Annotated in this window: 17 protein-coding genes; 5 read left to right on the top strand and 12 right to left on the bottom strand. The window is 36.1% G+C overall.

Annotated elements, in window-relative coordinates:
- Complete coding sequence (glmM, locus tag I6U49_RS12080) at positions 1-1386, bottom strand: phosphoglucosamine mutase (RefSeq protein WP_198628924.1); 1386 nt, start codon at positions 1384-1386, stop codon at positions 1-3.
- Between the two features lie 192 nt (positions 1387-1578).
- Here glmM and I6U49_RS12085 point away from each other — a divergent pair, with 192 nt between their 5' ends.
- On the top strand, positions 1579-2160 hold the full coding sequence (locus tag I6U49_RS12085; protein WP_198628926.1) for an acyl carrier protein phosphodiesterase: 582 nt from the start codon (positions 1579-1581) through the stop codon (positions 2158-2160).
- A 50-nt stretch (positions 2161-2210) separates the two neighbouring features.
- Here I6U49_RS12085 and I6U49_RS12090 read toward each other — a convergent pair whose 3' ends face one another.
- The 7 genes from I6U49_RS12090 to I6U49_RS12120 form a co-directional block, all read right to left on the bottom strand.
- A complete protein-coding gene (locus I6U49_RS12090; protein WP_198628928.1) occupies positions 2211-3899 on the bottom strand; it encodes a hypothetical protein in 1689 nt (562 codons plus the stop codon).
- 92 nt (positions 3900-3991) lie between these two features.
- On the bottom strand, positions 3992-5440 hold the full coding sequence (locus I6U49_RS12095) for a hypothetical protein (protein ID WP_198628930.1): 1449 nt from the start codon (positions 5438-5440) through the stop codon (positions 3992-3994).
- Between the two features lie 577 nt (positions 5441-6017).
- Entirely contained in the window at positions 6018-7040 is a 1023-nt protein-coding gene (locus I6U49_RS12100; protein ID WP_198628932.1) for a M12 family metallopeptidase, read from the bottom strand.
- A 412-nt stretch (positions 7041-7452) separates the two neighbouring features.
- A complete protein-coding gene (locus I6U49_RS12105; protein ID WP_198628934.1) occupies positions 7453-9012 on the bottom strand; it encodes a thrombospondin type 3 repeat-containing protein in 1560 nt (519 codons plus the stop codon).
- A gap of 83 nt (positions 9013-9095) precedes the next feature.
- Positions 9096-10760: a hypothetical protein gene (locus tag I6U49_RS12110; RefSeq protein WP_198628936.1), complete on the bottom strand. Its 1665-nt coding sequence runs from the start codon at positions 10758-10760 to the stop codon at positions 9096-9098.
- Positions 10761-10821: 61 nt separating this feature from the next.
- On the bottom strand, positions 10822-12177 hold the full coding sequence (locus I6U49_RS12115; protein ID WP_198628938.1) for a hypothetical protein: 1356 nt from the start codon (positions 12175-12177) through the stop codon (positions 10822-10824).
- Between the two features lie 221 nt (positions 12178-12398).
- Positions 12399-13418 carry a response regulator transcription factor gene (locus I6U49_RS12120; protein WP_198628940.1) on the bottom strand — a complete coding sequence of 340 codons (1020 nt, stop codon included), beginning with the start codon at positions 13416-13418 and terminating at the stop codon, positions 12399-12401.
- A gap of 529 nt (positions 13419-13947) precedes the next feature.
- On the opposite strand from I6U49_RS12120, the gene uvrA reads away from it, so the two are divergent.
- The 4 genes from uvrA to I6U49_RS12140 all read left to right on the top strand — a co-directional run bounded on the left by uvrA (position 13948) and on the right by I6U49_RS12140 (position 23077).
- Positions 13948-16779 (top strand): excinuclease ABC subunit UvrA, encoded by a 2832-nt coding sequence (uvrA, locus tag I6U49_RS12125; protein ID WP_198628942.1) that lies wholly within the window; start codon positions 13948-13950, stop codon positions 16777-16779.
- Positions 16780-16796: 17 nt separating this feature from the next.
- Positions 16797-17486: an LOG family protein gene (locus tag I6U49_RS12130; RefSeq protein ID WP_198628944.1), complete on the top strand. Its 690-nt coding sequence runs from the start codon at positions 16797-16799 to the stop codon at positions 17484-17486.
- A 73-nt stretch (positions 17487-17559) separates the two neighbouring features.
- The gene (locus tag I6U49_RS12135; RefSeq protein WP_232804708.1) at positions 17560-20373 is read left to right on the top strand and encodes a metalloprotease; all 2814 of its coding nucleotides are present in this window, start codon (positions 17560-17562) and stop codon (positions 20371-20373) included.
- A 301-nt stretch (positions 20374-20674) separates the two neighbouring features.
- A complete protein-coding gene (locus tag I6U49_RS12140; protein WP_198628946.1) occupies positions 20675-23077 on the top strand; it encodes an alpha-ketoacid dehydrogenase subunit alpha/beta in 2403 nt (800 codons plus the stop codon).
- 207 nt (positions 23078-23284) lie between these two features.
- On the opposite strand, the gene I6U49_RS12145 is transcribed toward I6U49_RS12140, so the two are convergent.
- The 4 genes from I6U49_RS12145 to I6U49_RS12160 all read right to left on the bottom strand — a co-directional run bounded on the left by I6U49_RS12145 (position 23285) and on the right by I6U49_RS12160 (position 26786).
- Positions 23285-23833, bottom strand: coding sequence for a hypothetical protein (locus tag I6U49_RS12145; RefSeq protein WP_198628948.1), 549 nt, complete (start codon positions 23831-23833; stop codon positions 23285-23287).
- 91 nt (positions 23834-23924) lie between these two features.
- Positions 23925-25442: a PH domain-containing protein gene (locus I6U49_RS12150; protein ID WP_198628950.1), complete on the bottom strand. Its 1518-nt coding sequence runs from the start codon at positions 25440-25442 to the stop codon at positions 23925-23927.
- Positions 25432-25959, bottom strand: coding sequence for a PH domain-containing protein (locus tag I6U49_RS12155; protein ID WP_198628952.1), 528 nt, complete (start codon positions 25957-25959; stop codon positions 25432-25434). The genes I6U49_RS12150 and I6U49_RS12155 overlap by 11 nt, the downstream gene beginning before the upstream one ends.
- Positions 25947-26786: a 1,4-dihydroxy-2-naphthoyl-CoA synthase gene (locus I6U49_RS12160; protein ID WP_198628954.1), complete on the bottom strand. Its 840-nt coding sequence runs from the start codon at positions 26784-26786 to the stop codon at positions 25947-25949. Before I6U49_RS12160 ends, I6U49_RS12155 begins: the two co-directional genes overlap by 13 nt.
- Positions 26787-26887: the final 101 nt, after the last annotated feature.

Below are 26887 nucleotides of genomic sequence, written 5' to 3' on the forward strand. Positions count from 1 at the left end.
TTAGCCTACAATTTCTTTAATCTCTTTAATCATATCATGCGCAAGCTTATCGGCTTTATCCTGAGATTTTGCTTCAGTGTAAATCCTTATAATAGGCTCGGTATTCGATTTTCTTAAATGGACCCAATTTTCAGCGAAATCAATTTTCACTCCATCTATAGTAGAGATTTCTTCAGCTTTATATTTCTCTTCCATTGCTTTTAAAATTTCGTCTACATCAATTTCAGGAGTCAATTGAATTTTATTCTTGCTCATAAAGTAGGCTGGATATTCTTTTCTTAACTCAGAAACACTGATCTTTTTTTCAGCTAAATAGGTTAAAAATAATCCTACTCCTACCAAACTATCACGCCCGTAATGCGACTCTGGATAAATAATTCCGCCGTTCCCTTCACCTCCAATAACGGTGTTGGTATCTTTCATAAGCTGTACAACATTCACTTCACCTACAGCACTGGCATTATATTCGCCTCCGTGTTTTTTGGTTACATCGTTAAGCGCTCGGGAAGAAGAGAGGTTACTTACCGTATTACCCGGAGTTTTAGATAACACATAATCGGCACAGGCCACAAGGGTATATTCTTCTCCAAACATTTCTCCATTTTCATCAATAAAAGCCAACCTATCTACATCTGGATCTACCACAATTCCAAAATCGGCTTTTTCCTTTTTCACCAGTTCACAAATGTCGGTAAGGTGCTCTTTTAAAGGTTCGGGGTTATGGGGAAAATGACCATTTGGCTCACAATATAATTCTATTACCTCTACCCCCATTTTTTTTAGAAGTTTAGGGATAGCAATACCACCGGTAGAATTCACACCATCTACCACTACTTTAAAACCGGCATGTTTTATCTTTTCAGCATCCACAAGTTTAAGTTTTAGAACTTCCTCTATATGAATGTCTATATAGTTTTCTTTTCTGGTAATTGTTCCCAAATCATCGACCTCAGAAAAGTTAAAATTATCCTGTTCGGCATATTCCAAAATTTTAGCACCTGCTGCGCCATCAAGAAACTCTCCTTTATTATTTAATAGTTTAAGGGCGTTCCATTGCTTTGGGTTATGGCTTGCGGTAAGGATAATACCTCCATCTGCATTTTCCAGAGGCACCGCAATTTCTACTGTGGGCGTGGTTGAAAGATCTATATCAATGACATTTATTCCCAAACCGGTTAAAGTATTCATGGTTAATTCCTGAACCATTTTTCCGGAAATTCTGGCATCACGACCAACCACAACACTCAACTTTTTATTTGTAGAATTATTTTTTAACCAGGTACCATAGGCAGCGGCAAATTTTACGGTATCTATTGGTGTGAGATTATCACCTGTTTTACCTCCTATAGTACCACGTATTCCTGAGATTGATTTTATTAAGCTCATAAATGTATTTTAATGTTATTTAAATAGGTTAAGTTAGATTTATAAAATGTTTACTGATAAATTTAAGTTTTGTAGATTTTAAAGCCTCAATTGTTAATTAAATGTTCAACAAATATACAAGTCGCGCATAGGTAGTAATAAAACTTAACAAAAATTAAACAGGAAATTACCTGATTTGAGTAACTTTCAAAAATGAACTTCTTAGCACATATATATCTCTCGAATGAGAATGATAACTTAAAAATTGGAAACTTTATAGCTGATTCGGTTAAAGGAAAGCAATATTTAAACTATCCTACCGAAATTCAAAAAGGAATAGTATTACATCGTGCTATAGATAACTTTACCGATACACATCCCATTGTGAGTAAAAGCGTAGAGCGCCTATTTGCCCGTTATGGCCACTATAGTAGGGTTATTGTAGATATTTTATATGATCACTTTTTAGCGGCAAACTGGAAAGATTATAGCGACATCCCACTAAAAACCTACACTGAAAATTTTTACAAACTTCTACAGGAGAATTTTGAATTATTACCGAAATCTATTCAAAGTTTTCTACCCTATATGATTGCTGATAATTGGCTTTATAATTACCGAAAAATTGAAGGTATTGAAAAAATACTGTTTCAAATGAATAAAAGAATTAAATACCGAATTAAAATGCACCTGGCCATAGAAGAGCTACAAGAGTTTTATGCAGAATTTGAGGATGAATTTAAGAGGTTTTTTCAAGAATTAAGAGCTTTTGTTAAGGTTCAAATAAGCCATTAAAAAAGAGCCCAAACCGGGCTCTTTAGTTTTAAAGATTACATTCCCTCAATTTATATTCCTGGGTTTATATGATCTACGTCATTTAAACTGGCAGGATCATTGGAAATATTTATGTTATCCATTCCAAAATCATTCCCTTCCCAGTTTCCATCGGGATCTGAAATTTCGAAATCTATATTTCCAGAACCATCTGCCATAAGAATAAATCCAACTTTAGTCCAGGTATCATAACCGGCCAAGTCACTAATCTCAAACAATGCTATTTGTGCACCATTAGCTGTTATTTCAAGCTGAGCGTCATTGCCACCGTCACCTTCATTAGGAGTACTAATGTCTACCAAATCCATGGTTATGTAATAAACATCCCCATCGCATACAGTTGGTATATTTTCTGAAAAATAAACACGTCTAAGGGTTTCATTAGGGTTTAAATCGTCTCCATCAAAAATTACAAATTTACCATTGCTATCATTATCGGCATCCAAAAGGCTTGGGAAACCACTATAGAATTCGTGTGCGTTAGTTACAATATTATAAGTACCGTATGGGTCTTCACCAGTTGTTTCACTCCAGGCATACTCGGTACCTCCTATTGTTACATCACCAAAACTTTCAGCATTATTAAAGTCTTCTGATTCATTAACTACACTAGCTAATAAACAAGGGTCTGAATCTTCACCGCAGTATTCACCACCTTCTCTAAAGTGCCAGTAATTATACTGTTCGGTTTCCGAATCATAAAGTTGATCAATTTCGGCTGCTGTAAAATCTCCTCTTCTAATAAGGGTGCCTTGAGTATCCCCAGGTGAATCAAGCGTATACAGTTCCGCATAGAAAACCTGGCCTTCCCTATCTGGTAAAGCTATACATAAGGGAGAAGCTTGTGTTACCACTGCATTTTCACCTTCGTCGCTCCATACAGCATTGTTAGAAGCTACCACGAAAGCATCATCTTCATTAAATGTAACATTACCCAAATCTGTGTTAGCTGGATATTCCCATACTTTAATCATAAAATTAGAAGGATAATGACGCCCCTCATCTGTACATTCATTTCCAAAAATACAGATGTATTGTAATGGAAGCATCTCAAAATCGAAGAATAAATAACCGTATTCTTGTGCAAAAACCTCATCATAACAAAGTACTTCTAACTCTATATAAGTTTTTGTGCCATTCTCTAACTGAACACTTTGAGGAAGTGGGTTCTCAACAAAATTTTCAAAGTTGGCAGGCCCGTAGCTATCGTTAGAAGATGGTGCGATATAAAGTACCTCTCCTGCAGCATTTCTTACATCAAAATAAATAATGGTATATTCACCGTTTTCCAGTTCAAGAAAACTTTCCTCGTAGGTTAACCAGTTTGGCATTCCATCGCCATCACTATCATTATTATCAACTGGAATGATGTCAATATCTACCGCTTCGGCATTACTGGCATCTCCATCATCCACATAATTAGTTGAATTTTCATCTCCAACAGCTATTACGGCCCGTATAAAACTGGGTACGGTGTCTTCATTCTCACAGCTGGGTACCTCACCCTCCCCTAAAATATGATTTTTGGTTTGAGCAGCGCGCTTATCTTCAAAGTCTTCTAAAAACACCTCAAAAGAAAGGCTTGAAGTGTTTTCCCCACCTGGACCATCGGGATCATCAGGGTTGTTGTCCTTACTACAGGAAGTCATAAACATTGCAGCTATTGCTACAAATGCCAAACAAAACTTAAAGTTTTTCATAATAAATAATTTAGATTAATTAATAAAAGGTTTGAATTATAAGCCTGTAAAAGAACCACCCAATGACAGGCTTATGGGTTTAATATTGTGTGTTATTCATTAGAACTGCAGATTAATTGATCATCTACATTTGTTGCTGAGATCAATTGAAAATTATTATCCCCAAAAATTTGTCCGGGAAATAATGGCTCTGAGCAACTAGTATGAAGATCATAGTTTACTTCTGAAATTGTGAATTCCATCTCGGTCCAAACAGAAGGAGTTTCATTTCCTCCTGTTGTTGCCTCTCCTGTTAGAAGTATTATATCGTTTGGATTTACCACGTCATTAAATATTTCGTAAGGAGAATTAGGACCGTTATGGGTAACTAGCAAATTTGCTGGGGTATTACCTAAAAATTTAACCTCTAAAAGTTTTATTTTACCACCCTGATCATTATCACAAGGCACGCAATTTTCAGAAGGATCCTGAGGTTCTTCACCACATTCTCCTTCATTTTCGGTTAAATCATCCAGTAAAATGAAATTATCTTTATCACCACAACAAGCTTCTCTAAAGTGGTAATAATAATGTTGTTGTTCTTCCTGGTATACATTTGTTAAATCCTGGGCATTAAAATTTCCTTCTCTTATTAAAGTCTCTGATTCGTCCTCTACCAGCCATATTTTCGCAAAATATTCCTCTGTTTCCGGAAGTGGGAAGCAGAGTGCATCGGCATAATAATGCTCTCCATTTTCATCGGTAAAGGTTTTTCTTTCATTTTGCGCCACTACCAATAAATCTCCCTCGCTTGAATCTTGCCATACTTTTATCTTGAATTGGGCAGGAATGTGTTTCTGATCTTCCCTACATACATTGCCATAAGTGCACAAGTAAATTAAGTTGCTTGAATTAAAATCGAAAAATAAATAGCCAAAAGCAAAAGCATAATGTTCTTCATAACACAGTACTTCTACCGGCTGATAGTATTTTACGCCAGGATGAATTTGCACTTTTATGGGTAAAGGCTTATTCACAAAATTATGATATTGAATGCTTTGCGTATAATCTAGAGTACCTTCAGGAATTCTGGGAGCCATATAAATAATTGCTTCCTCATCCTCACCTGTAGCAGTGGCAACTGCAAAGTATTCAATTGAATATTCTCCTTCTTCCAATTCCAAATCGGCTGATTCCTGGGTAAACCAGGCATCTAGATCTCCGTCCTCATCCAGGTCTGTTCCATTTGGGTTCACTTTAATTTCTATTTTATTTGTGTTAGAATTTTTATACCAAACCCAATTACCGCTTTCATCTTTAAACTTAATTGCAAGCCTAACAAACAATGGATCTTCTTCTGAACATTTCGGGATTTTATTAGAACCGAGAGAACGTTGCTTTTTAAACTCACTGCGGTTGGCCAGGTCGCTTAATACACTTCCAAAGGAGAGTTTTCCTTTAACCTGAGAATCTTCTAATTGCTTTCCGACTTCTTCTTTAGCACAGGAAAAACAACATAACATTACAAATAATCCCAGGCTTACACGCATAAAATTTTTCATAGTTGGCCTCATTAAATTAATTGCTGAAATAAATCAGGCAAGCTTTAATATCTTGTAGGGAAGAATTATTAAATAGAAAGATTCTGGCCAGGTAGGATGTGCGCCTTAAAATCTTAACGCTAATCTATAGGAAGTAGAGATACTAATTTATAAGGGAAAACCTGTAAGATTAAACTAGTAAAATATTTTCTTTTATTAGTCTGTTTCTTACAGAGTTAAATGCAATTAAAAAGTATAGAAAAGCTGAGATGTTAAAAAACAACCAATATAACTGATGATCTGCAATTAGACTCGGTAAACTATAGACATCTATATTCCATTAAAAAGTAAAATACAAATTTAACCTACCCCTCTTAAATTATAGGTATCCTTATTTCGGAAGTAAATTTTAAAAATGAGATAGAATATCTTGAAAAAATTATCTTTAGAAATATTTAAACTCTAAAAACTTTATTTACTCATTATTTTATGTGGAAATGAACCTCAGCCTGTGTAGAAATTAAACCATTTATTATAAAAAAGCATAAAAAAACCCGGGTTGTAATACCCGGGTTAGTATAAAAATTATCGCGTGATTTTAAACCCAATACCAACGATTATTTCTTAATTCAACTCTTTTAAAACCATATTTAGTCCAAAAATACCAAAGATCATTGGCCCTAAGTACAGTTACGCCACTAATAGTATAATACTTTCCATTTACGTAGGTAGGTTCACCACCATCTCCGGGATACATTGCATTAATACCTCTAATATCTCCTGAAGAAAGCCCCGATCTTTGAACTTTATAAGTACTTCCATCCAGTTTCGTTATGGTAGGCTCACCATTTTTAGAAAAAGAGTAAGGACTGTACATCATTATCGATCCAAAATCCAAGCTACTGGTAAACTCATCGCCATCAAAACCACTTGTCTCGTAAGTATGAAAGTTGTGCTCAGTACCACTTCGAACATTTTCGAAATTAACATCAATATAACTATTACGGTCCACTCTACTTTGCTCATGCCAAAGTCCTACGGCATGACCAATTTCGTGAATTGCGTTACCCGTTGTACAAGCACTAGCCAAGGTAATATTTTGGCGACCTCCAATCATTCCAACATAAGAAGAACAACCAGAACCTGAAGTGAAATAAATATAATTAGATTCTCCAGATCTTTGAACAAATTTAAGAGTCGTATTAGCTTCAAAGTGGTCTATGGCATCATATACACGGTACTTATCCTGTAAATTATTATCTATTGCATAATAAACCGTATTTTTAGGCCACATACCGCGTATTCTACCGGTACTTTTTTGTGCGGCCTCATCACTATCTAAAATAAGGCTTTGTGCAGATTTACTTGTTTGGTTCACCGGAATTAAAATATCACCCTGATATACATAATTCCCTTCCTGAGATTCTACAGGTATCCTTTGGCCCCCATAGTAAACCTCTAAAACAGGTCCAATTTGATTGGGATAAGCTACTTCGGTAAGTTGATCATTAATTTCTTCAGGGTTTAATTGCGTTTCTGATTTGTCATCTTCTAAAATTGGATCTTTACTACATGCCAGAATCGCCAGAACAGGTAATAACAAAAATTTGCTTTTTCTCATAAGTAGGGTACTCATTTTATAAATTAAATAATTAAAAAATTTGAATTTGATTTACAAAGGTCATTCCAAAAATTCACCTCAAAAACACTATAAATATTTAATAGTCAGATTCCTACAAACAAAATCCATAACAGAAAGAAATTGCTTTTTAGAAAAATAATAAGATCAAAAAAAGAATCTCTGCATCTGCTTGCTATTACCGACATTTCAAGTTATTTACGGTGAAATTTATAAGTAAAACTTCAAAATTTAGCTCCGAACATAAATACTTTAAATGAAGGCTCTATTTTTTTTAACAAAAAAAAGCTGTGCGGATAATCCACACAGCCTCTTTTTACATCTCTCAAAAATAGGGAGAAGTAAAAACTACTCAGCTACTTAGTCACCCCCCGGTAAAAACCAGCTGAGATTATTATTCTCCAGACACATCGCAAATATTTGCTCTAAGGTCTATGGAAATTGGTAAATCACCTTCTGTGATATTTGGTATGGTTACAGATCCACCTTCATCCGGAACAGTAACTACTTCACAAGTTACACTTTGTAGCACTGTAACCTCTATATCTGCAATTTCATATGGAATTATGGGTGTAAGACCAACAAATAGTTCTCCATTCGTTATTTGTACTGTCCAGTCTCCGTAAGACACATTTGTTATAACAGGTCCGGCACTTTCCAGGTTAATGTTTAAAACATCTGTAGATTCACAACCTGTTATTGCTTCTGGCAAACATGGCTCTAAAACAGTTTCGCCACACTCTAAATCAGGATTTCTTTCACATCCATCATTTTCCTCGTCGTTAGGAATTCCATCTCCATCTATATCAGAGTCACAAGCATCTCCGGTACCATCTTCATCTAAATCACCCTGACCTTCATTAGGTGTTGACGGACAATTATCTTGCCCATTTGGTATTCCATCATTGTCACAATCATCGGCCGGATTTTCAGGATCGCATTCACCATTTCCATTCCCGGGACTGTCTCCGCCACAATTAAAAAACAAATGCTCATAATCAACCGTTCCATCGTCATTCAAATAACCGGAAATATCATCCCATGAAAGGTCTACTTCTAATGGTTCTATACCTACCGGATCGGGATAATTCCCCTCCCAATTAAGTAGCGTTGCTGTTAAGCGTATATATGGCTCACCACTTCCTTCACCATACTGTGGTGCAGGAACAGCTAAACAAAATGGATCTGCATAATAGTCTCCTGTAGATTCATCAAACCCGGTTCCAGGAAGATTAGCAGTATCATGAAGCAACATCTCCTCATCTCCTCCAATATAAGTTACAGCCAAACTATAATTTGCTGTAAAGTGACGCCCGGCATCATTGCAGTAATTAGCAAAAACACAAAGCTCATATAATACTTCCGGAATCAAATCAAAGAATTGATATCCATAAAGGTTTACCTCTCGATCATCAAAACATACTACCTCTATATCTACATACTTTTTTGATCCCGCTCTAATGGTAAAATCAAATGGGAGCCCCTGATTAACAAAAGCACCATATTCACTTGCCGTGGTAGGGGTTACCCAAATTAAATTAGATGAGGCATCTTCAGGATCACCATCGTATACCAAAAATGAAGTTAAGGATACTGATGCCGTATTGGTTTCACTATTTGCAACCGGAATTTTGAGTCCTTCATCATAGGCGGTATAAAAAGTACCATTATCTTCCATTATTGGAACATTTATTTCTATAGTTCCTTCTAAGTCGGTACCCGCATTGTGTGTAAGCTCAACATGAGCATAAGCCGGAGCTTCTGAAGAGCATTCTGGAATACTTTGTTTGATTGCAGCCTTATTTAACATGCTATTTAAGCTTGCTCCAAGACTTAGTTCTGCAAAGCTATCGGTTCCCGGGTCGTTTGTTATTGTATTGTCTTCCTTGGTACAGGAAGCTAGTAAGAATGAAAATACAGCAATAAATGCCATATATTTTTTTAGTGCTTTCATAATTAAAGTTTTTTGGATTAATATTTAGAATGGTTAATATAATTTTACCAGGAGTGGTTAATTCCTGGTAAATAAAGTTTCAATTAATAACAAGCCACGGCGTGTATTATAATATAAAAGTCGTCGCTATAGTCTCTCTCCCAGGTATAGGTAAGGGTGTTCACATCAACTATATTGTTGAGATTATACTGGCCGGGTGCAAAAACATTATTTCCAGACGGTGCAGTTTCACTCAAATTAATATGAAGTTCGTCTAAACTCACCCCTGTATTAAGCGTAATTTCCAAAGAGATTTCGTCTCCATCAATAGAAATTTCAGCAGTACCTATATGCTCTCCTTTCGAAGTATCATTTTGTCCTGCACCAGCCCAAATATCAAAGGTTTTACTAGTTCCGTCATCATCTTCCTGGAAGTGCTCAGCCCACCCCCATCTATTAGCATTTGCCAAGGTATTTAAAGCAGTATCGCCTTCCATATATGCGGTTTCGCAAGTATCACTACCCGGAACAGGACAACCATCATTAGACTCGGGACCAGCCTGATAAGGACATTGATCAATACAGTCATTTAAACCATCACTATCTGCATCTCCTATACAATCATCTATTGGGCAACCACCATCTAATGGATCTCCAAAATCTTCAGGACAAGTATCACATCCATCCGGAACTCCATCCTGGTCCATATCATCCCTATCATCATAACCTGGACATTCATCCTCTACATCGGGCACACAATCGCCATCTGTATCTTCTTCTGTAATGGGGCAATCATTAACCTGATCATCACAGTTAAAGAAAATATGTTCAAAATCTATAGTATTATCTTCTCCAAAATATTGCTGAACATCATTCCAACTCAACTCAACAACTTTAGAATACTCCCCTGCCGGGTCGCCATAATTATCATCCCAGGCAATAAGAGTTACAGTAACCTTTAAATAAACATCGGAATCAGTTTCACCATACATAGGAGCAGGAATAACCAAACACAATGGTTCAGCATACCAATCTCCTGAATTGTTGTCTTCGGTATTTCCTATTTCAGGAGATTCCCCCTCATATAGGTTAATTTCTTCTTCTCCTAACAGGTAATCTATATCTACATTATAATTAGCAGTGTAATGTCTACCATCATCGGTACAATAGTTCGCAAAAACACAGAATTCATATAATTTTACCGGTATAAGATCAAAAAATTGATAACCGTATAAATTCACCTCTCTGTCATCAAAGCAAAGCACTTCAACTGGCACATATTTTTTAGAGCCTGCACGCAGATTAAATACAATTGGTAATGGATCATTGACAAAATTTTCATAATCACTACCTTCTTTTGGAGCTATCCATATTGGCATTACCCCTTCCCCGGGCTCTTCTGCATAAACCATAAAATCGGTTAGGCTAACTTCGGTTGTAGTTTCACCTTCCGGAATTGGAATAGCAAGCTCCTCATCATAATCTGTAAATAAACCTGACTCATCTACAAGTATAGGTACTACAACATCTACGTTGCCTAATTCATGAGTTAACATTATTTGTGCATAAGCTGGCTCTTCATCTGTACAGGCGGGTATTTCTCCTTCAGCCTGGCGGTTTAAAAAATCATTTAATATTGGCCCTAATTCAATCATTGCCATTTTTTCGTCTCCTTTTTGCGTGTCTACAGCTTCATCTTGTGTACAGGAGGTAAAAATGAATAATGTGAATACTAAAGAAGTCATTAAATATTTAACTATTATCTTCATAATTCAATTTTTAAGAATTAAATAAGAGATGTCCTTAAAAAGGACATCTCTTAAACTTTTTCTAGTACTCTTCAAATTCACCACAGGCCACCGGCGTAAAATCGGCTTCATGTAGTACTGCTGTTCTATCATCCAGATTTGCAGCATTCACCTCTGCATTCGTTAAAGTAAATGTTCTGGTATAAAACATATTACCCATAGCATCAGCTTCTGGCCATACTCCTCCTGTATAGTCTAGTGTCCAAATTGGATTTCCGTAGTCGTCACAAGAAGCATTTTCGTGAATATGCTGTGGCACATCTCCGGCGGTTAACTCAGTAGCTGCTGTCGTAGCTGTTAACGTGTTTCCTTCCAGTTTTAGGTAAGCAAAGCCAACAGCATTCGCATCTCCTAAATTCTTCAAGCAAGCTTTGTAACGCTTAGCTTCTTTTCTTGGATCATCGAATGGTGGAGGGTTATCATTACCACATCCATAATTAAAGTGATAGTAATCCATAGTTGAATCATCCTCGTCACTATAGAACATTCTAATTTCTTCGTCGGTAATGGGTCCTGAAAGAATTACTTCGCCGGCATCTTCCGAATTATATTCATCTGTATTATTTAAGGTAATCTGGAAGTAGTACGTATCAGTTTCAGCGGTATCAGGTAACCAGAAGCATAATGGGTCTGCATAGTAATCTCCCGTAATCTCATCTTCTACCACGGCATTAGAAACCTCGGTATAAAGCAGATCTCCAGATGCATCAGAACCTTCCCATACACTTACGGTATAGCCGGCAACATAGTGTCTTCCGTCTTCCGATGGACAGAAATTACCGAACAAGCAGAATTTAATTAATGGTACAGGTACCAAATCAAAGAATTGATAACCATAAAGGTTTACTTCTCTATCATCAAAACATAATACCTCAACATCTACATACTTTTTAGAACCCGCGCGTAAATCAAAATTTATTGGTAGCGCATCATTTACAAAATTTTCATAGTCACTACCTTCTTTTGGAGCCATCCAAATAGGCATTGTCATTTCATCTGGTTCTTCGGCATACACCCAAAAATCGGTTAGACTTACAGCAGTAGTAGTCTCCCCATCGGGAATAGGAATTGCTAGGTCCTCATCATAATCAGTAAAATAGGTGGTTCCATCAAATTTAATAGGAACTATTACATCTTCTTCTCCCAGCTCGTGGGTAAGTACTACCCTGGCATACATAGGTGCATCGTCTGAGCATTCAGGAATGCTTTGCTTTAAAGCGTCCTGGTTTTTAATAAAATCATTTAAAACGGCCCCCAAAGAAATAGTTGCCATCTCATCGCCCACTTTGGGCTCGCCTGAGGTTTCGTCTTTACTACAGGAAGCAAAAAGCATTGCAACTATTGCAATACCAGCAAAGTAATTTTTAAAATTTTTCATAATCGAAAGTTTTTAATTAATAAATATTTAAGAATGGTTAATAAAATATCTACACAGTTCTAACTCTAGAACAATTGTATTCAGGAAAATAAAGGTTTGGGGGCTTGAAAAGTAGAGAGGTGGGGTGACTACTTTTACTTAAAATTTCAAGTATAAATGTAAGGTAATTCTTTCCTACAAGGCTATGGGGGAATTCTTCTATTTTTAACCTTCAATAAAGCTTACTGCACTTTTCGGTAATCTATAAGGTCATGACTAATTGCATAAATAATACTCTCTAAAATCGTATCAGAATTAGTGCGTTTTATAATATTAGAACGGTGTTTTTCTATTGTTTTAGGAGAAATAAATAAAGCTTCAGATATATCCTTTGTTTTATAGCCTTTTATTAAAAGCTGAATAATCTCTTTTTCTCTATTCGTAAATTTAAATTCGGTTAATTGATCATTTTGCTTAAAACAGGCTTCTACTTCCTGTGAAGAAGTACCTATATTATTATTAATTTCTTCATTTTGTTCTATAAAATCAATAAACATTACAAACTGGTGACCGAAGTTTTTATTCAGTTTAGAGAAGTTAATACGTGCATTTCTTAATTTATCATCTCTTAATAGTAAGGTGGTTTTTGTAGCCGCTTTAATATGCTTACCACGGGCAAAATTTCGCAAACTTTCTTTTACTTTTTGCGCATTCTCACATTTCACAAAATCTGTAAGTTTTAACCCCTTACTATTTTTTACCCTAAAACTTTGCTTAAAAGCATCGTTCATAGCTATTATCTCATTTTGATCTAGCAATAGCACTGGTTTTGAGATAAGATTAAACATCCCCATAAAGGCATCTTTCCAGAAATTCGATAAAGATCTATTCGCATATACCATCTTAATAATTTTCCCACACAAAGTTTCTATGCTGGGAGAATAAACAAACTCATCTACTACCTTCCTAAACCTGCTTTCGGCTTCAGCCCTAAAGCGTTCTTCGGCATAAACTATAAGCCAGGCCTTGGTAAGGAAATGATTTGATTTAAAATTAGCTATGTTTTTAAAATTTTTGCCCGATCTAAAAGAAGCATAATCTAAAAGAATAACGTCGGGCAATAAATTTAGTGCGATATTAAAACCGGTGTGTAATGAATTGGCCTCGGTTAATTCAAAATGCATACTTACCCCTTCTTGTACGCAGTCTACCATACTCTGCTTATTGGTAATAAGCAATAATTGTTTTTTATCCGTAATCATATTAAATTGTTTTTTGGCTACTAGCCCGTTAGTTAAAACCTGGGGTTAGGGCCCAAGACCTTTTGTTAACAGAATTAAAAACATAAGGCTTTGAGAACCGATGTTTTAATTCGTAATTAACCTGTAAAAAATAGGGGCAATAAATATTGGGACAAAAAATAAACCTGCTAACAGGTATTAGATTTCCGGGGGGATGGAAAATTTTAATTGAGACTTGGTATTTCAAATATAGGGGATTATCCTTAATTATCGCAAAAAAATTACGTAATATAATACTGACAATCAAATAAATAAGAGCAAGACAAAAGCTAACTATAAATCGACAAGACCTAATTCTTTTTGAAAACTAATAAATTAACTCATAGTAAATCAGTCAGGCATATAAATCTTAATTATTAAATAGAACACCTAAAAAAGTCGTACTATTTTGAGCTTATAATAAACTTTAAATCATTATTAACACCTGCCTAATCCTGCTTTCTTTTTAGTTAGCAACACTTTAAGTACATTTGCGTCCGTGATAAAAAATATGGCTAAAACCGAAGAAAATATAGAAGTATTAGGGGCTCGCGTCCATAATCTTAAAAATATAGATGTTACTATTCCCAGAGAAAAACTGGTTGTAATCACAGGCCTTTCCGGCTCTGGAAAATCTTCCCTGGCTTTCGATACCATTTATGCTGAAGGCCAGCGCCGGTATATTGAAACTTTTTCAGCCTATGCAAGGCAATTTTTGGGAGGATTAGAACGACCCGATGTTGATAAAATTGAAGGCCTGTCGCCTGTTATTGCCATAGAACAAAAAACTACCAGCAAAAACCCTAGAAGTACGGTAGGAACCATAACTGAAATTTACGATTTCCTACGTCTTCTGTTTGCTCGTGCCGGGGATGCCTATAGTTATGAGACTGGCGAAAAAATGGTGAGCTATACCGACAGCCAGATCAAAGACCTTATTTTAAAGGATTTCAAAGGGAAAAAAGTGAACGTTTTAGCACCTGTCATTAAATCCAGGAAAGGACATTATCGGGAACTATTTGAACAAATAGCTAAACAGGGATTTTTAAAAGCCCGTGTAGATGGTGAAGTCCGTGACCTGGTTAAAGGAATGAAACTAGATAGGTACAAAACCCACGATATTGAGATTGTAATAGATAGATTAAAAATTGATAATAAAATAGACGCGCAAAAACGCCTGGACGAGAGTATTAAAACTGCAATGTACCATGGCAGTGATACACTAATGATCTTAGACCAGGATACCGATCAGGTGCGTTATTTTAGCAGGAACTTAATGTGCCCTACTACCGGAATCTCCTATCCAAACCCAGAACCAAATACCTTTTCTTTTAACTCCCCAAAGGGAGCCTGCCCTAAATGTAACGGTATTGGCACATTGTATCAGGTGAATATCGATAAGATTATTCCAGATTATTCTAAATCGATTAAAAATGGCGCCTTAGCACCTCATGGGCCTCAGAAAAAGAACTGGGTATTCTCGCAATTGGAATTAATTGCTGAAAGATGGAATTTTAAATTAACAGATCCCGTTTCCAAAATTCCGGAGGCGGCAATGAAGCTTATTCTTCATGGCGGAAAAGAAACTTTTACCAAAGAATCTAAAAGCCTTGGGGTAAACCGGGAATTTAAGATCAACTTTGAAGGTGTAGCCACTTTTATTGAAACCACATTTAACAATAACGATTCCAGTTCCCTGAGACGTTGGGCAAAAGAATATATGGATAAAGTTGAATGTCCAGATTGCAAGGGCACCCGACTTAAAAAAGAATCGCTTTATTTTAAGATTTACGATAAAAATATAGCCGAACTCTCTTTAATGGATATTGAAGATTTGGCGAAATGGTTTGTAGGCTTAGAAAAAAAACTAAGCGAAAAACAAAACCAGATTGCCGCTGAAGTTATAAAAGAAATAAGAACGAGAATTGGATTTTTGGTAGATGTTGGGCTTACATATCTTTCTCTTAACCGCGGATCTAAATCCCTATCTGGAGGAGAGGCACAACGTATACGCCTGGCGACCCAAATTGGTTCGCAACTGGTAGGGGTGCTTTATATTTTAGATGAACCCAGCATTGGATTACATCAAAGAGACAACGAAAAACTAATCAATTCGCTAGTTTCACTGCGAGATATTGGAAATTCTGTCATTGTGGTTGAGCATGATAAAGATATGATAGAACGCGCCGATTATGTTATAGATATTGGCCCGGAAGCAGGAAAACACGGTGGAGAAATTATTAGCGAAGGGCCACCTTCAGCATTAAAAAAACACAATACGCTTACCGCCTCCTACCTAAACGGGAAGAAAGAAATTGAAGTCCCTAAAGAAAGGCGTAAAGGAAACGGAAAAAACATAGAGCTTAAAGGCGCTTCAGGAAATAACCTAAAGAATGTATCTATTAAAATTCCGTTAGGAAAAATGATTGCGGTTACCGGAGTTTCGGGAAGTGGAAAATCTACTTTAATTAATGAAACTCTCTACCCTATTATGAATGCGCATTATTTTAATGGGGTAAAAGAACCAAAACCCTATAAAACTATTAAAGGCCTGGATAATGCCGATAAGGTTATAGATATTAACCAAACTCCCATTGGCAGGACCCCAAGGTCTAACCCTGCTACTTATACAGGTGTTTTTTCAGAAATTAGAAGCTTATTTGCTAAAACACCAGAAGCTCTTATTAGGGGATATAAACCGGGAAGGTTTAGCTTTAATGTTAAAGGTGGTAGATGTGAAACCTGTAGGGGTGGCGGACTTAGAGTTATAGAAATGAATTTTCTTCCCGATGTGTATGTAGAATGTGAAACCTGCCAGGGAAAACGATTCAATAGGGAAACTTTGGAAATTAGGTATAAAGGAAAGTCTATAGCCGATGTTTTGGAAATGACCATCAATGAAGCGACTGATTTCTTTGAACCTATTCCAAAAATCTATAGAAAACTAAAAACAATTAAAAATGTAGGCCTTGGCTATATTACCCTGGGACAGCAAAGTACAACCCTATCGGGTGGAGAAGCACAACGAATTAAATTGGCTACCGAACTTTCAAAACGTGATACCGGAAATACTTTCTATATCTTAGATGAACCAACTACGGGATTGCATTTTGAAGACATTCGGGTTTTAATGGATGTTTTAAACAAGTTAACCAATAAAGGAAATACCGTTCTCATTATAGAACATAATATGGACGTGATAAAAATGGCCGATTATATTTTTGATATTGGCCCCGAAGGAGGGAAAAATGGTGGCCAGGTGATCGCCAAAGGTACACCCGAGGAAGTAGCTAAATCGAAAAAAAGTTATACAGCTAAATTCCTTAAAAAAGAATTACACTAACAATACTGATGAATACTATGAGAAATAACCGACAAAATAAAGCCTGGAACGAAATAAAAACGAACGATTCCTGGGCCATCTTTAAAATAATGGGTGAATTTGTAAATGGCTATGAAAAGTTAAGTCAAATTGGCCCTTGTGTCTCAATTTTTGGTTCCGCAAGAACCAAACCAGACCAAAAATATTACAAATTAACCGAAAAAATTTCCAAGAAAATAGTGGAAAACGGTTATGGCGTTATTACCGGTGGAGGCCCTGGAATTATGGAGGCAGGAAATAAAGGAGCCCATCTTGGCGGAGGAACTTCTGTAGGACTAAATATAGACTTGCCTTTTGAACAACACGATAACCCATATATAGATAACGATAAAAGCCTGGATTTTGATTACTTTTTTGTTAGAAAAGTAATGTTTGTAAAATATTCGCAGGGGTTTGTGGTTATGCCAGGTGGATTCGGAACTTTAGATGAGCTTTTTGAAGCCATTACCCTTATTCAAACCCATAAAATTGATAAATTTCCTATTATTTTGGTAGGAAGAAGTTTTTGGAGCGGATTGGTAGAATGGGTTCAAAATACCCTTTTAGATGAATTTCAAAACATAAGTGCACCCGATATGGATTTGGTTCAGGTAGTAGATACCGAAGATGAAGTGATTGAAATCCTGAACGACTTCTACGGAGAGTATAACCTGAGTCCTAACTTTTAATTAATTCTTTAGTGGGGATAAAAACTTTGAGTATATTTAAGTCGCAATTCTTTTTACACTAAATATACTCCGCTTGAGATTTTATCTATTTTATCTATTGTTTTTCGTGGCAATTGGATGGGGTTTTGCTCAAAACTCCATCTCTTTAAAAGCTCATTTAAACGATAGTACCCATATTCTCACAATACAACAGGAATTGGTTTATACCAACTCCAGTAAAGATTCGCTTAGCCATATTTACCTTAATGACTGGGCGAATGCTTTTAGTGCAAAAAATACCCCATTGGCAAAACGCTTTGCCGAAGAATTTGCCAGGCGATTTAGATTTGCCAAAGCCGAAGAGCGTGGCGCGACATTTATTAATAATATCACCGATGCCCAAAACGATAGTTTAAAATGGGAAAGGCCAGAACAAGCTCAGGATCTTGTTAAAATAAACCTGGATAAAGCTTTACTTCCCGGGCAGAGCATAGCGGTTAAGTTAGATTATCACGTTAAAATTCCTATAGATAAGTTTACGCGCTACGGAGTAGATTCAGATAACAATTACAAACTTAGATATTGGTATTTTACAACTGGCGTATATAAAGATGGAAAATGGCAGGTATACAGCCATAAAAATTTAGGAGACCAGTATAATGCACTTCACGATGTTGAAATAGAACTTAGCATACCACCTAAATATTATGTAGCATCTGCCCTAAAGCTTAATGGCGTAAATACTATAAACGGTCAAAAAAAGGTTAAACTTTCGGGTATAGATCAATTAGATAGCAAACTTTACCTCACGAAATCTTTTATATTTGAATCTTTGGCGACCAAAGATTATGAAGTAGTCACCAATGTAGATGATGACGAACTTCAGCCCGAAATAAAAAGCATATTACTAGATCGCATCCTAAAATTTTATGAACAAAAATTAGGAGCATATCCACATAAAAAGATATTTGTAACCCGTGACGATTACTTAAATAGTCCTATCTATGGTTTAAATCAATTACCGGGTTTTATTCGTCCTTTTCCCGATGGTTTTCAATATGACATAAAGCAATTTAAAACCATCACCAACTACATGCTTGAGAATTCTATTCATATTAACCCCCGTAAAGAGCAGTGGGTACATGATGCTATTCTGGTTTCCTTAATGATAGACTATGTGAACGAGTATTACCCACATATGAAACTTTTGGGGAATTTAAGTGATATTATTGGGGTGCGATGGTTCCACGCTGCCGATTTAGAGTTTAATGACCAATACCAATTTCTTTATATGAATATGGCCAGAATGAATTTAGACCAGGCTTTAAGTTCTGCCCAGGACTCACTGGTGAAATTCAATAAAAATATTGCAAACTCCTATAAAGCCGGTATTGGATTAAAATATGTAGAAGATTTCCTTGGGAATGAAAAAGTTACCAAAGCAGTTAAAGACTTTTACCTACAGCATAATATGCAGCCCACTTCTTCTGAAGATTTTCAGCAAATTTTAGAAAATTATGCCACGAAAGATATCTCCTGGTTCTTTAAGGACTATGTAAATACAAATAAAAAAATAGATTTCAGTATAGAAAAACTATATAAAACCCAAGACTCTCTTCGGGTTACTATTAGAAATAAGAGAAAAAGTAATTTTCCTGTTTCGCTATACGGATTAAAAAACGGAGAAATTGTTTTTAAAAAATGGATTGAAAATATTGATAAGACTAAAACTGTTGAAATTGCCAGGCAGGATGTAGATAGACTAGCTTTAAATTATGAACAAAAAATACCGGAATTTAATCAGCGGGACAATTACAAAGCTGTAACTAAACTTTTCAATAAGCCATTACAGATAAGGCTACTTCAGGATATTGAAGATCCAAGATATTCGCAGTTGTTTTTTATGCCAGAATTTAATTATAACCTATATGATGGCATTTCTATTGGGCCTAAATTGTATAACAAAACGGTGCTGTCCAAAAACTTCAATTTTAATATTTCCCCAAAATACGGATTTAACAGTGAGACCATTGTTGGTTCGGCTTCGATAACCAACAGGCATCAATTTGCAAACAAAGAACTTTATGCCATTACATATGGTATTGGGGGAACACGTTATTCTTATGGCTATAATTTATTCTATCAAAAATATACCCCTTTTATTAATTTTTCCTTTAGAAATAAATACCTACGCGATAACGAACGTCAAAATCTTCTCATTAGAAATGTAAATGTAAGGCGGGATATGGACCCCAGCCGGGATTTAGAAGAACCTAATTATAATGTGTTTAACATAAACTATCGTTACAGCAAACCGCATCTGGTAGATTATTACTCGGCCTCTTTCGATTTTCAATTGGCAGAAAAGTTTAGTAAAATCTCAATGAGTCTTGAGTATAGAAAATTATTTAAGAATAATCGTCAAATTAATTTACGTTTTTTTACCGGAACATTTCTCTATAGCGATGCTATGGAAACAAACTACTTTAGTTTTGCCTTAGACAGGCCTACAGATTATCTTTTTGATTATAATTATTATGGAAGAAGTCAGGGGTCCGGTCTGTTTAGTCAGCAAATTATTGTAGCTGAAGGTGGTTTTAAATCGCAATTACAACCCGAATATGCCAATCAATGGCTTACCACTTTAAATGCGAGTACCAATCTATACAAATGGTTCTTTATTTATGGAGATGTAGGTTTGGTAAAAAATCAACATCAAAATGCTAAGTTTTTATATGACTCGGGAGTTAGGCTAAGCCTGGTCGATGACTATTTTGAGATATTCTTTCCGGTCTACTCCAATTTAGGTTGGGAAGTTGCCCAGGAAAATTACGATCAAAAAATAAGGTTTATTGTCTCTTTGGACATTAACACACTAATAAAACTTTTTACCCGACGTTGGTATTAACAAATTTTTAATGGCCTTACTTAATTCTTAGCTTTCCCCATCCTTATTGCATAAAAACCATCATATCGCAATATTTCAGATATTTTATTAAAATAAGAATAACAAAAAGCCCTTTAAATACACTTTTCTTAAAATATTTTGATTTTAATGAATTGTGTACAATCTAAGTTTTCGTTACATTTGTTGTTCATCAAGAACCTTAGGCCCTGCCTTTAAGGTATTAATTTGAGAAAGTACATATAAAATTCGAGGGCAACCTTTGAAGTATTAAACCCGCTATTAGGGATTCAAAATAACGTTCATGCAAAGCGAAACACAAACTAAAGATTCAATTTCATTTGAGGATTTTAAGGCCCAGGTAATGGCAGATTATAAAGTTGCCGTTACCAGCCGCGAATGCAGTCTACTGGGTAGACGCGAGGTCCTTACCGGAAAAGCTAAATTCGGTATTTTCGGCGATGGAAAAGAAGTGCCACAATTAGCCATGGCCAAAGCTTTTAAAAATGGTGATTTTAGATCTGGTTATTACAGAGACCAGACCTTTATGATGGCCATTAATGAGTTTAGCATAGAACAGTTCTTTGCCGGCTTATATGCTGATTGTAACCTGGAAAATGAACCTATGTCTGGCGGCAGACAAATGGGAGGCCATTTTACCACACATAGCCTCCAGGAAGACGGTAGTTGGAAAAACCTAATGGAGCAAAAAAACTCCAGTGCCGATATCTCTCCTACCGCAGGCCAAATGCCGAGACTTTTAGGCCTGGCGCAAGCATCTAAAATATATAGAAACGTAAAAGGAATTTCCTCTGAAAAATTTTCAGACCGGGGAAATGAAATTGCCTGGGGAACCATAGGAAATGCCAGTACAAGTGAAGGTCATTTCTGGGAAACCCTTAATGCCGCCGGTGTACTGCAGGTACCCATGGTGCTAAGTGTTTGGGACGATGAGTATGGAATCTCTGTACACGCAGCCCACCAAACTACAAAAGAAAGTATTTCAGAAATCGTAAAAGGCTTTCAAAGAGACGAAGACAATAAAGGTTTTGAAATAATTGTGGTAAAAGGATGGGATTATGTCGCTCTTATTGAAGCCTACGAAAAAGCTGAAAAAATAGCGCGTAAAGAACATTGCCCCGTTCTTATTCACGTGGTAGAACTCACACAACCGCAAGGCCATTCTACCTCAGGGTCGCACGAACGATATAAAGATGAACAACGCCTTTCCTGGGAGCGCGAATACGACTGTAATATTAAGTTTAGGGAATGGATTCTTGAAAACAATATTAGTACAAATGAGGAGCTGGAGGAAATAGAAAAAAATATAAAACGTGAAGTTAGAGAAGGCAAAAAAACGGCCTGGAATAATTACATCCTCCCTACCAAAAACAAACAAAAAGAGTTACTGGCTATACTCGCTAAACTAGCTAAAAAAACCGAAGAAAACGACGCGGTTATTAAATTGGCCAAAGACTTTAAAGCCAATAAAGAACCTCTTAAAAAAGACCTTGCCATTGCTGCAAGAAAAACTTTAAGAATCGTTAGAAAAGAGACATCTGAAGAGAAGTCTAAACTTATTGAATGGTTAAATGATTTCAATAAGGCTATGACTGATGATTACAGCAGCCACTTACACGCAGCAACTAAAGATCTTCAGAACGAAGTTTTACCGGAATATAACGATGATTCCCCTAAAGTAGATGCAAGAATTATTTTACGTGATAATTTCGATCAAATATTTGAGAACAAACCTGAAACCTTAATTTTTGGAGAAGATGCCGGAGAAATTGGTGATGTAAATCAGGGGCTGGAAGGACTGCAAAAGAAATATGGTAAATTACGTGTTGCAGATGTTGGTATTCGTGAGGCTACTATTCTCGGACAGGGAATTGGAATGGCAATGAGAGGCCTTAGACCTATTGCCGAAATCCAGTATCTGGATTATGTGATGTATGCTTTACAAGGTATGAGTGACGATCTTGCTACTTTGCACTATAGAACCAAAGGTAAACAAAAAGCCCCTTTAATTATACGAACAAGAGGCCATCGTCTGGAAGGTATTTGGCATAGTGGCTCACAAATGGGCGGTATTTTAAACCTCATAAGAGGTATGTATGTTTTAGTACCAAGAAATATGACCAAAGCAGCAGGGTTCTATAATAGCCTGTTAGAACAGGATACACCGGCTTTATTAGTAGAATGCTTAAATGGCTACCGATTAAAAGAGAAAAAGCCAGGCAACCTCTCTGAACTTAGAACCCCCATAGGAAAAGTTGAAACAATAAGAGAAGGTGGCGATATCACTTTGGTCTCTTACGGCTCTACGCTAAGAATTGTTGCCCAGGTGGCTGAAGAATTAAGCGAATTTGGGATTGATGCCGAGGTGATTGATGTACAGTCGTTACTACCGTTAGACCTTGAGCACGATATTGTAAAGAGCGTTGAAAAAACCAATCGATTATTAATTATAGATGAAGATGTACCGGGAGGGGCTTCTGCATTTATCCTGGATAAGGTTTTAAACGAACAAAACGCCTGGAGATATCTAGACAGTAAACCGCAAACCCTTACTGCTAAAGAACATAGGCCGGCCTATGGAACCGATGGTGATTACTTTAGCAAACCTTCGGCAGAAGATATTTTTGAAAAGGTTTATGCAATTTTTAATGAGGTAAATCCTGAAGAATTTCCGGCTATAAAATAGAAGGAACTTATGTAATATCTTAAAATACAAATCCCCAATCTAAAGAGAGATTGGGGATTTTTTATTAGTACCCCCAAAGGTCATAATACCCCAAGGCTTGGCCTAAAATAATTTACTACTTCAATTTTCAAAACAATCATATCCTAAAATAATTCCAGAAGTTTTCAGAATAGGATAGCCACTTTGTACTTCTAATACTTTCCAGGTTTAAAGCCATTTAAACTCACTTATTCTAAACCCAATAAAACAATCGTCTACACAGCCTTTTTCAACAAAACCACAATTAGAAATAATTCCATTTTCATCGGTATCAAAATAAATTGTATTCTCTTCCCGATTTACATTTAAATACTCCGAAAAACAGGTTTCGTACAATTCATCTATAAGCAAAGGGTCGAAACCTTCAGCATTGTTACCAATTTCTTCTCCGGTTTCTATATAAGATTCGATTGCTATGTCTATGGGTTCGCCATCTTCATTTCTATCTTGTTTGTAATACGTATATTCCCTTCTAATTACCGTACCATCTTTTACACTTATATGCGTTCTACTTCCATTACCTGTCCAGGAAATCGAATTTACCGTATAGCTATAACTATCTTCATTTTCAGATTTTAATTTCTTCCATAAATCTTTACTATCACTGTAATTAATTCCGCTTTTACCGCTGGTTTCACCTATTTCTAAACGACTACCTGAACATGATAACATAAAAAGGCTTAGCGTAAAAACGAATAAATAATTTAGAACTCTCATAGCTTAATTTTTAATTTATAAATAATAGATGCGGAAGCCTATAATTGGTTGCGTTGTTATTTAAAAACTAATTTCACTGTGTCGTGAGATGCTACATCCAGTTTCGTTTACTAACTTCAGCTTTATATAAGACATAATTTATGTATTGCAAAATATCTTTGCTAACAGCATAAAACTTAAGATCACCACCGGCGGTATGAAAAACAACATTCACCAGGTTTCTTCTGCGATACCAAATAGGTTGCTGCACACTTATTGATTGTATTTTAAACAATTGAAGGGTTTCTTCAGTTTTGTTCCAAAAGCCTTTTTTCTTTTGTAAAAAATCTTCGGTAAAAATTAATTTTCTAGCCCTAAATGCCAGTATTTGTAATGTTATTGCTATCAATATATACACGACTACCAACATTAGCACAGCCCATAATTTAAAGTCTACAAAATCGGTAAAATACCAGATATAAAGAAAGATTAATATCGGCACCATACTCAATAAAATCTTTCGAAAGAGTAATAAATTATCAGGTTTAAAAACAGTTTTAAAATTAGTATGGGAAGATTCACTGTATAAAAAAGACTCTATCTTCTCTACAATTTGCTTTCCAAGACCCGGAATCTTTATTTTATTCTTCTGAAGTTCATTTTCACTGCTTGATAACGAAATTTGGGCCTCATAAAGGTTAAGCCGCTGCTGTACCGGATTGGTGGTTATCCGCATTAATTGAAGCCTTCTGGGTTGAAGCGATACCTTTGTATTGGTTTTTAAACCCATCTCCACTTCAAGCTTTTCCCTTGTTTGCCGAACTTTAAGTCCATAATATTTAATAAAAACCTCAATAATGGTAATGCCTATACTTAATATTAAAAGCAACACAAAAAGCAAGGCACTATATCCAATAGACTGAAGCACCCCCGAAAATTGATCTACATAAACTTCAACATCATCCAGGCGATCTTTAAAGTAAGTGTTGGCCCGGTTATAAATTCCCATCACAAAGGCAACAACCAGCGATAGACCACGTAGATAATTTGTGCTTATTCCTATTTTTAAAAGGCTTAAAATACCAACTTTATGCGTCCAAATTTCACGATCTTCGGCCTCTACTCTTTTTTTATCTATTTGATTTGCTTCTACTTTTTCAGATTTAGCTTTTAAAAGAATTTCTGAAAGTCTATTCGCATCATTTTCTGAAATAGCTTGTATTTCTACCTCCTGTTGGTTACTTCCGGCGGTATCTATAACCAGGCTATAAACATTGATTATCCGCTGAAGGATAGAACGTTTAAAATATACCTGTTGAATCTTATCAAAAGGAATCGCTGAATTTTCGGTAGAAAAAATTCCCTTTTCCAATACGAATTCCTCACGTTCATAATCAATATAGAAAATGAATTTAAGGTAATAGACATAACTGTAGATTAAAGTTAAACCCATCAATACCACCAAGCCTATACCTGTATAAATTAAAGTAGTTTTGCTAGGGCCGCTCAACAATAAGTAAGCACCCATAGCCCAAAAAATTTTTACCAGTTTATAGAGACTGGAAATGAAGATGAGTAAAATTCCGGCTATAGATTGTCTTTGTGCAGTATGATAGGCTTTAGAATTCATCTTTAGAAATCTTAACCGCAAGGGCTTCTTTTAGCTGCAATGCCATTTTTGGATCAAGGCCAGGAATCGTAATATCACTTCCGCTTCCTCCCGCCGTAAAAATATTAAGGTTAGAAATACCCAGGATCTTATCCCAAACTCCCCTTGAAATTGAAACATGTTGTACCCTGTTAAACGGAACTATTGTTGTTTTATTAAAGATAAAACCACGCTTATAAACGATATCCTTTTCCCGTACGGCATAGCCCAGGCTTTGTAACAATTTATAATTATTCCAAAATCTAAAAATAAAGGCGGCTATAACAACAGCTAAAAGGATGCCTGTTTGCCACTGGTTTAGTTGAAAAAACCATAAAACACCAAGTATAGTAAACAAGACGAGCATAAATATGCCCGTCTGAATATTCATTTTTATAAGGTATGTAGACGAAACAGAAGAATAAACTACCGACTCATATTTGGGTAAAGAGGCTAAATCAATCTGATCGTTACTAAAATCTTTACCTAAGGAATCCATTTTTTATCAAAATTGGGTTTTCTTTTCTCTAAAAAGGCATCGCGCCCCTCCTTGGCTTCGTCGGTCATATAAGCAAGACGGGTTACTTCTCCGGCAAAAACCTGCTGGCCAACCATTCCGTCATCAGTCATATTCATCGCGTATTTCAACATTTTTATAGAAGTTGGCGATTTAGCCATAATTTCCTGGGCCCATTCATAAGCCGTATCCTCCAGCTCATCGTGAGGAATCACGGCATTTACCATGCCCATTTCGTAAGCCTCTTGTGCCGAATAATTTCTTCCCAGGAAAAAGATTTCGCGAGCTTTCTTCTGGCCTACCATTTTTGCTAAATATGCCGATCCATAACCCGCATCAAAACTCGTTACGTCAGCATCGGTTTGTTTAAAAATAGCGTTTTCTTTACTGGCCAGTGTTAGGTCGCAAACCACATGCAGGCTATGCCCACCACCAACAGCCCAACCGGGCACAACACAAATTACAGCTTTAGGCATAAACCTTATTAAACGCTGTACTTCCAGTATATTTAATCTGTGATAGCCGTCTTCCCCAACGTAGCCTTGATGACCACGTGCTTTTTGATCTCCACCACTACAAAAAGCCCATTTTCCATCTTTAGAAGAAGGGCCTTCAGCTGAAAGTAATACACAACCAATTGTGGTATCTTCATGCGCATCGTGAAAAGCGTCTAAAAGCTCTGATGTAGTTTTAGGTCTAAACGCATTTCTAACTTCCGGACGGTTAAAGGCAATTCGGGCAACACCTCCGGCTTTTTTATAAGTAATATCTTCGTATTCTTTTACAGTTTTCCAATTAATTTCACTCATAATTCTTTATTTTATCCAAAAATAAGCTTTTCAAATTATCTTAATATCTTTGTAGAGCAAATAGATTTGCATTGTTTTTGCTATACTAAAACAAAAGCCCT

The sequence above is a fragment of the Salegentibacter maritimus genome (assembly GCF_016236915.1).
Classification (GTDB): Bacteria; Bacteroidota; Bacteroidia; order Flavobacteriales; family Flavobacteriaceae; genus Salegentibacter; species Salegentibacter maritimus.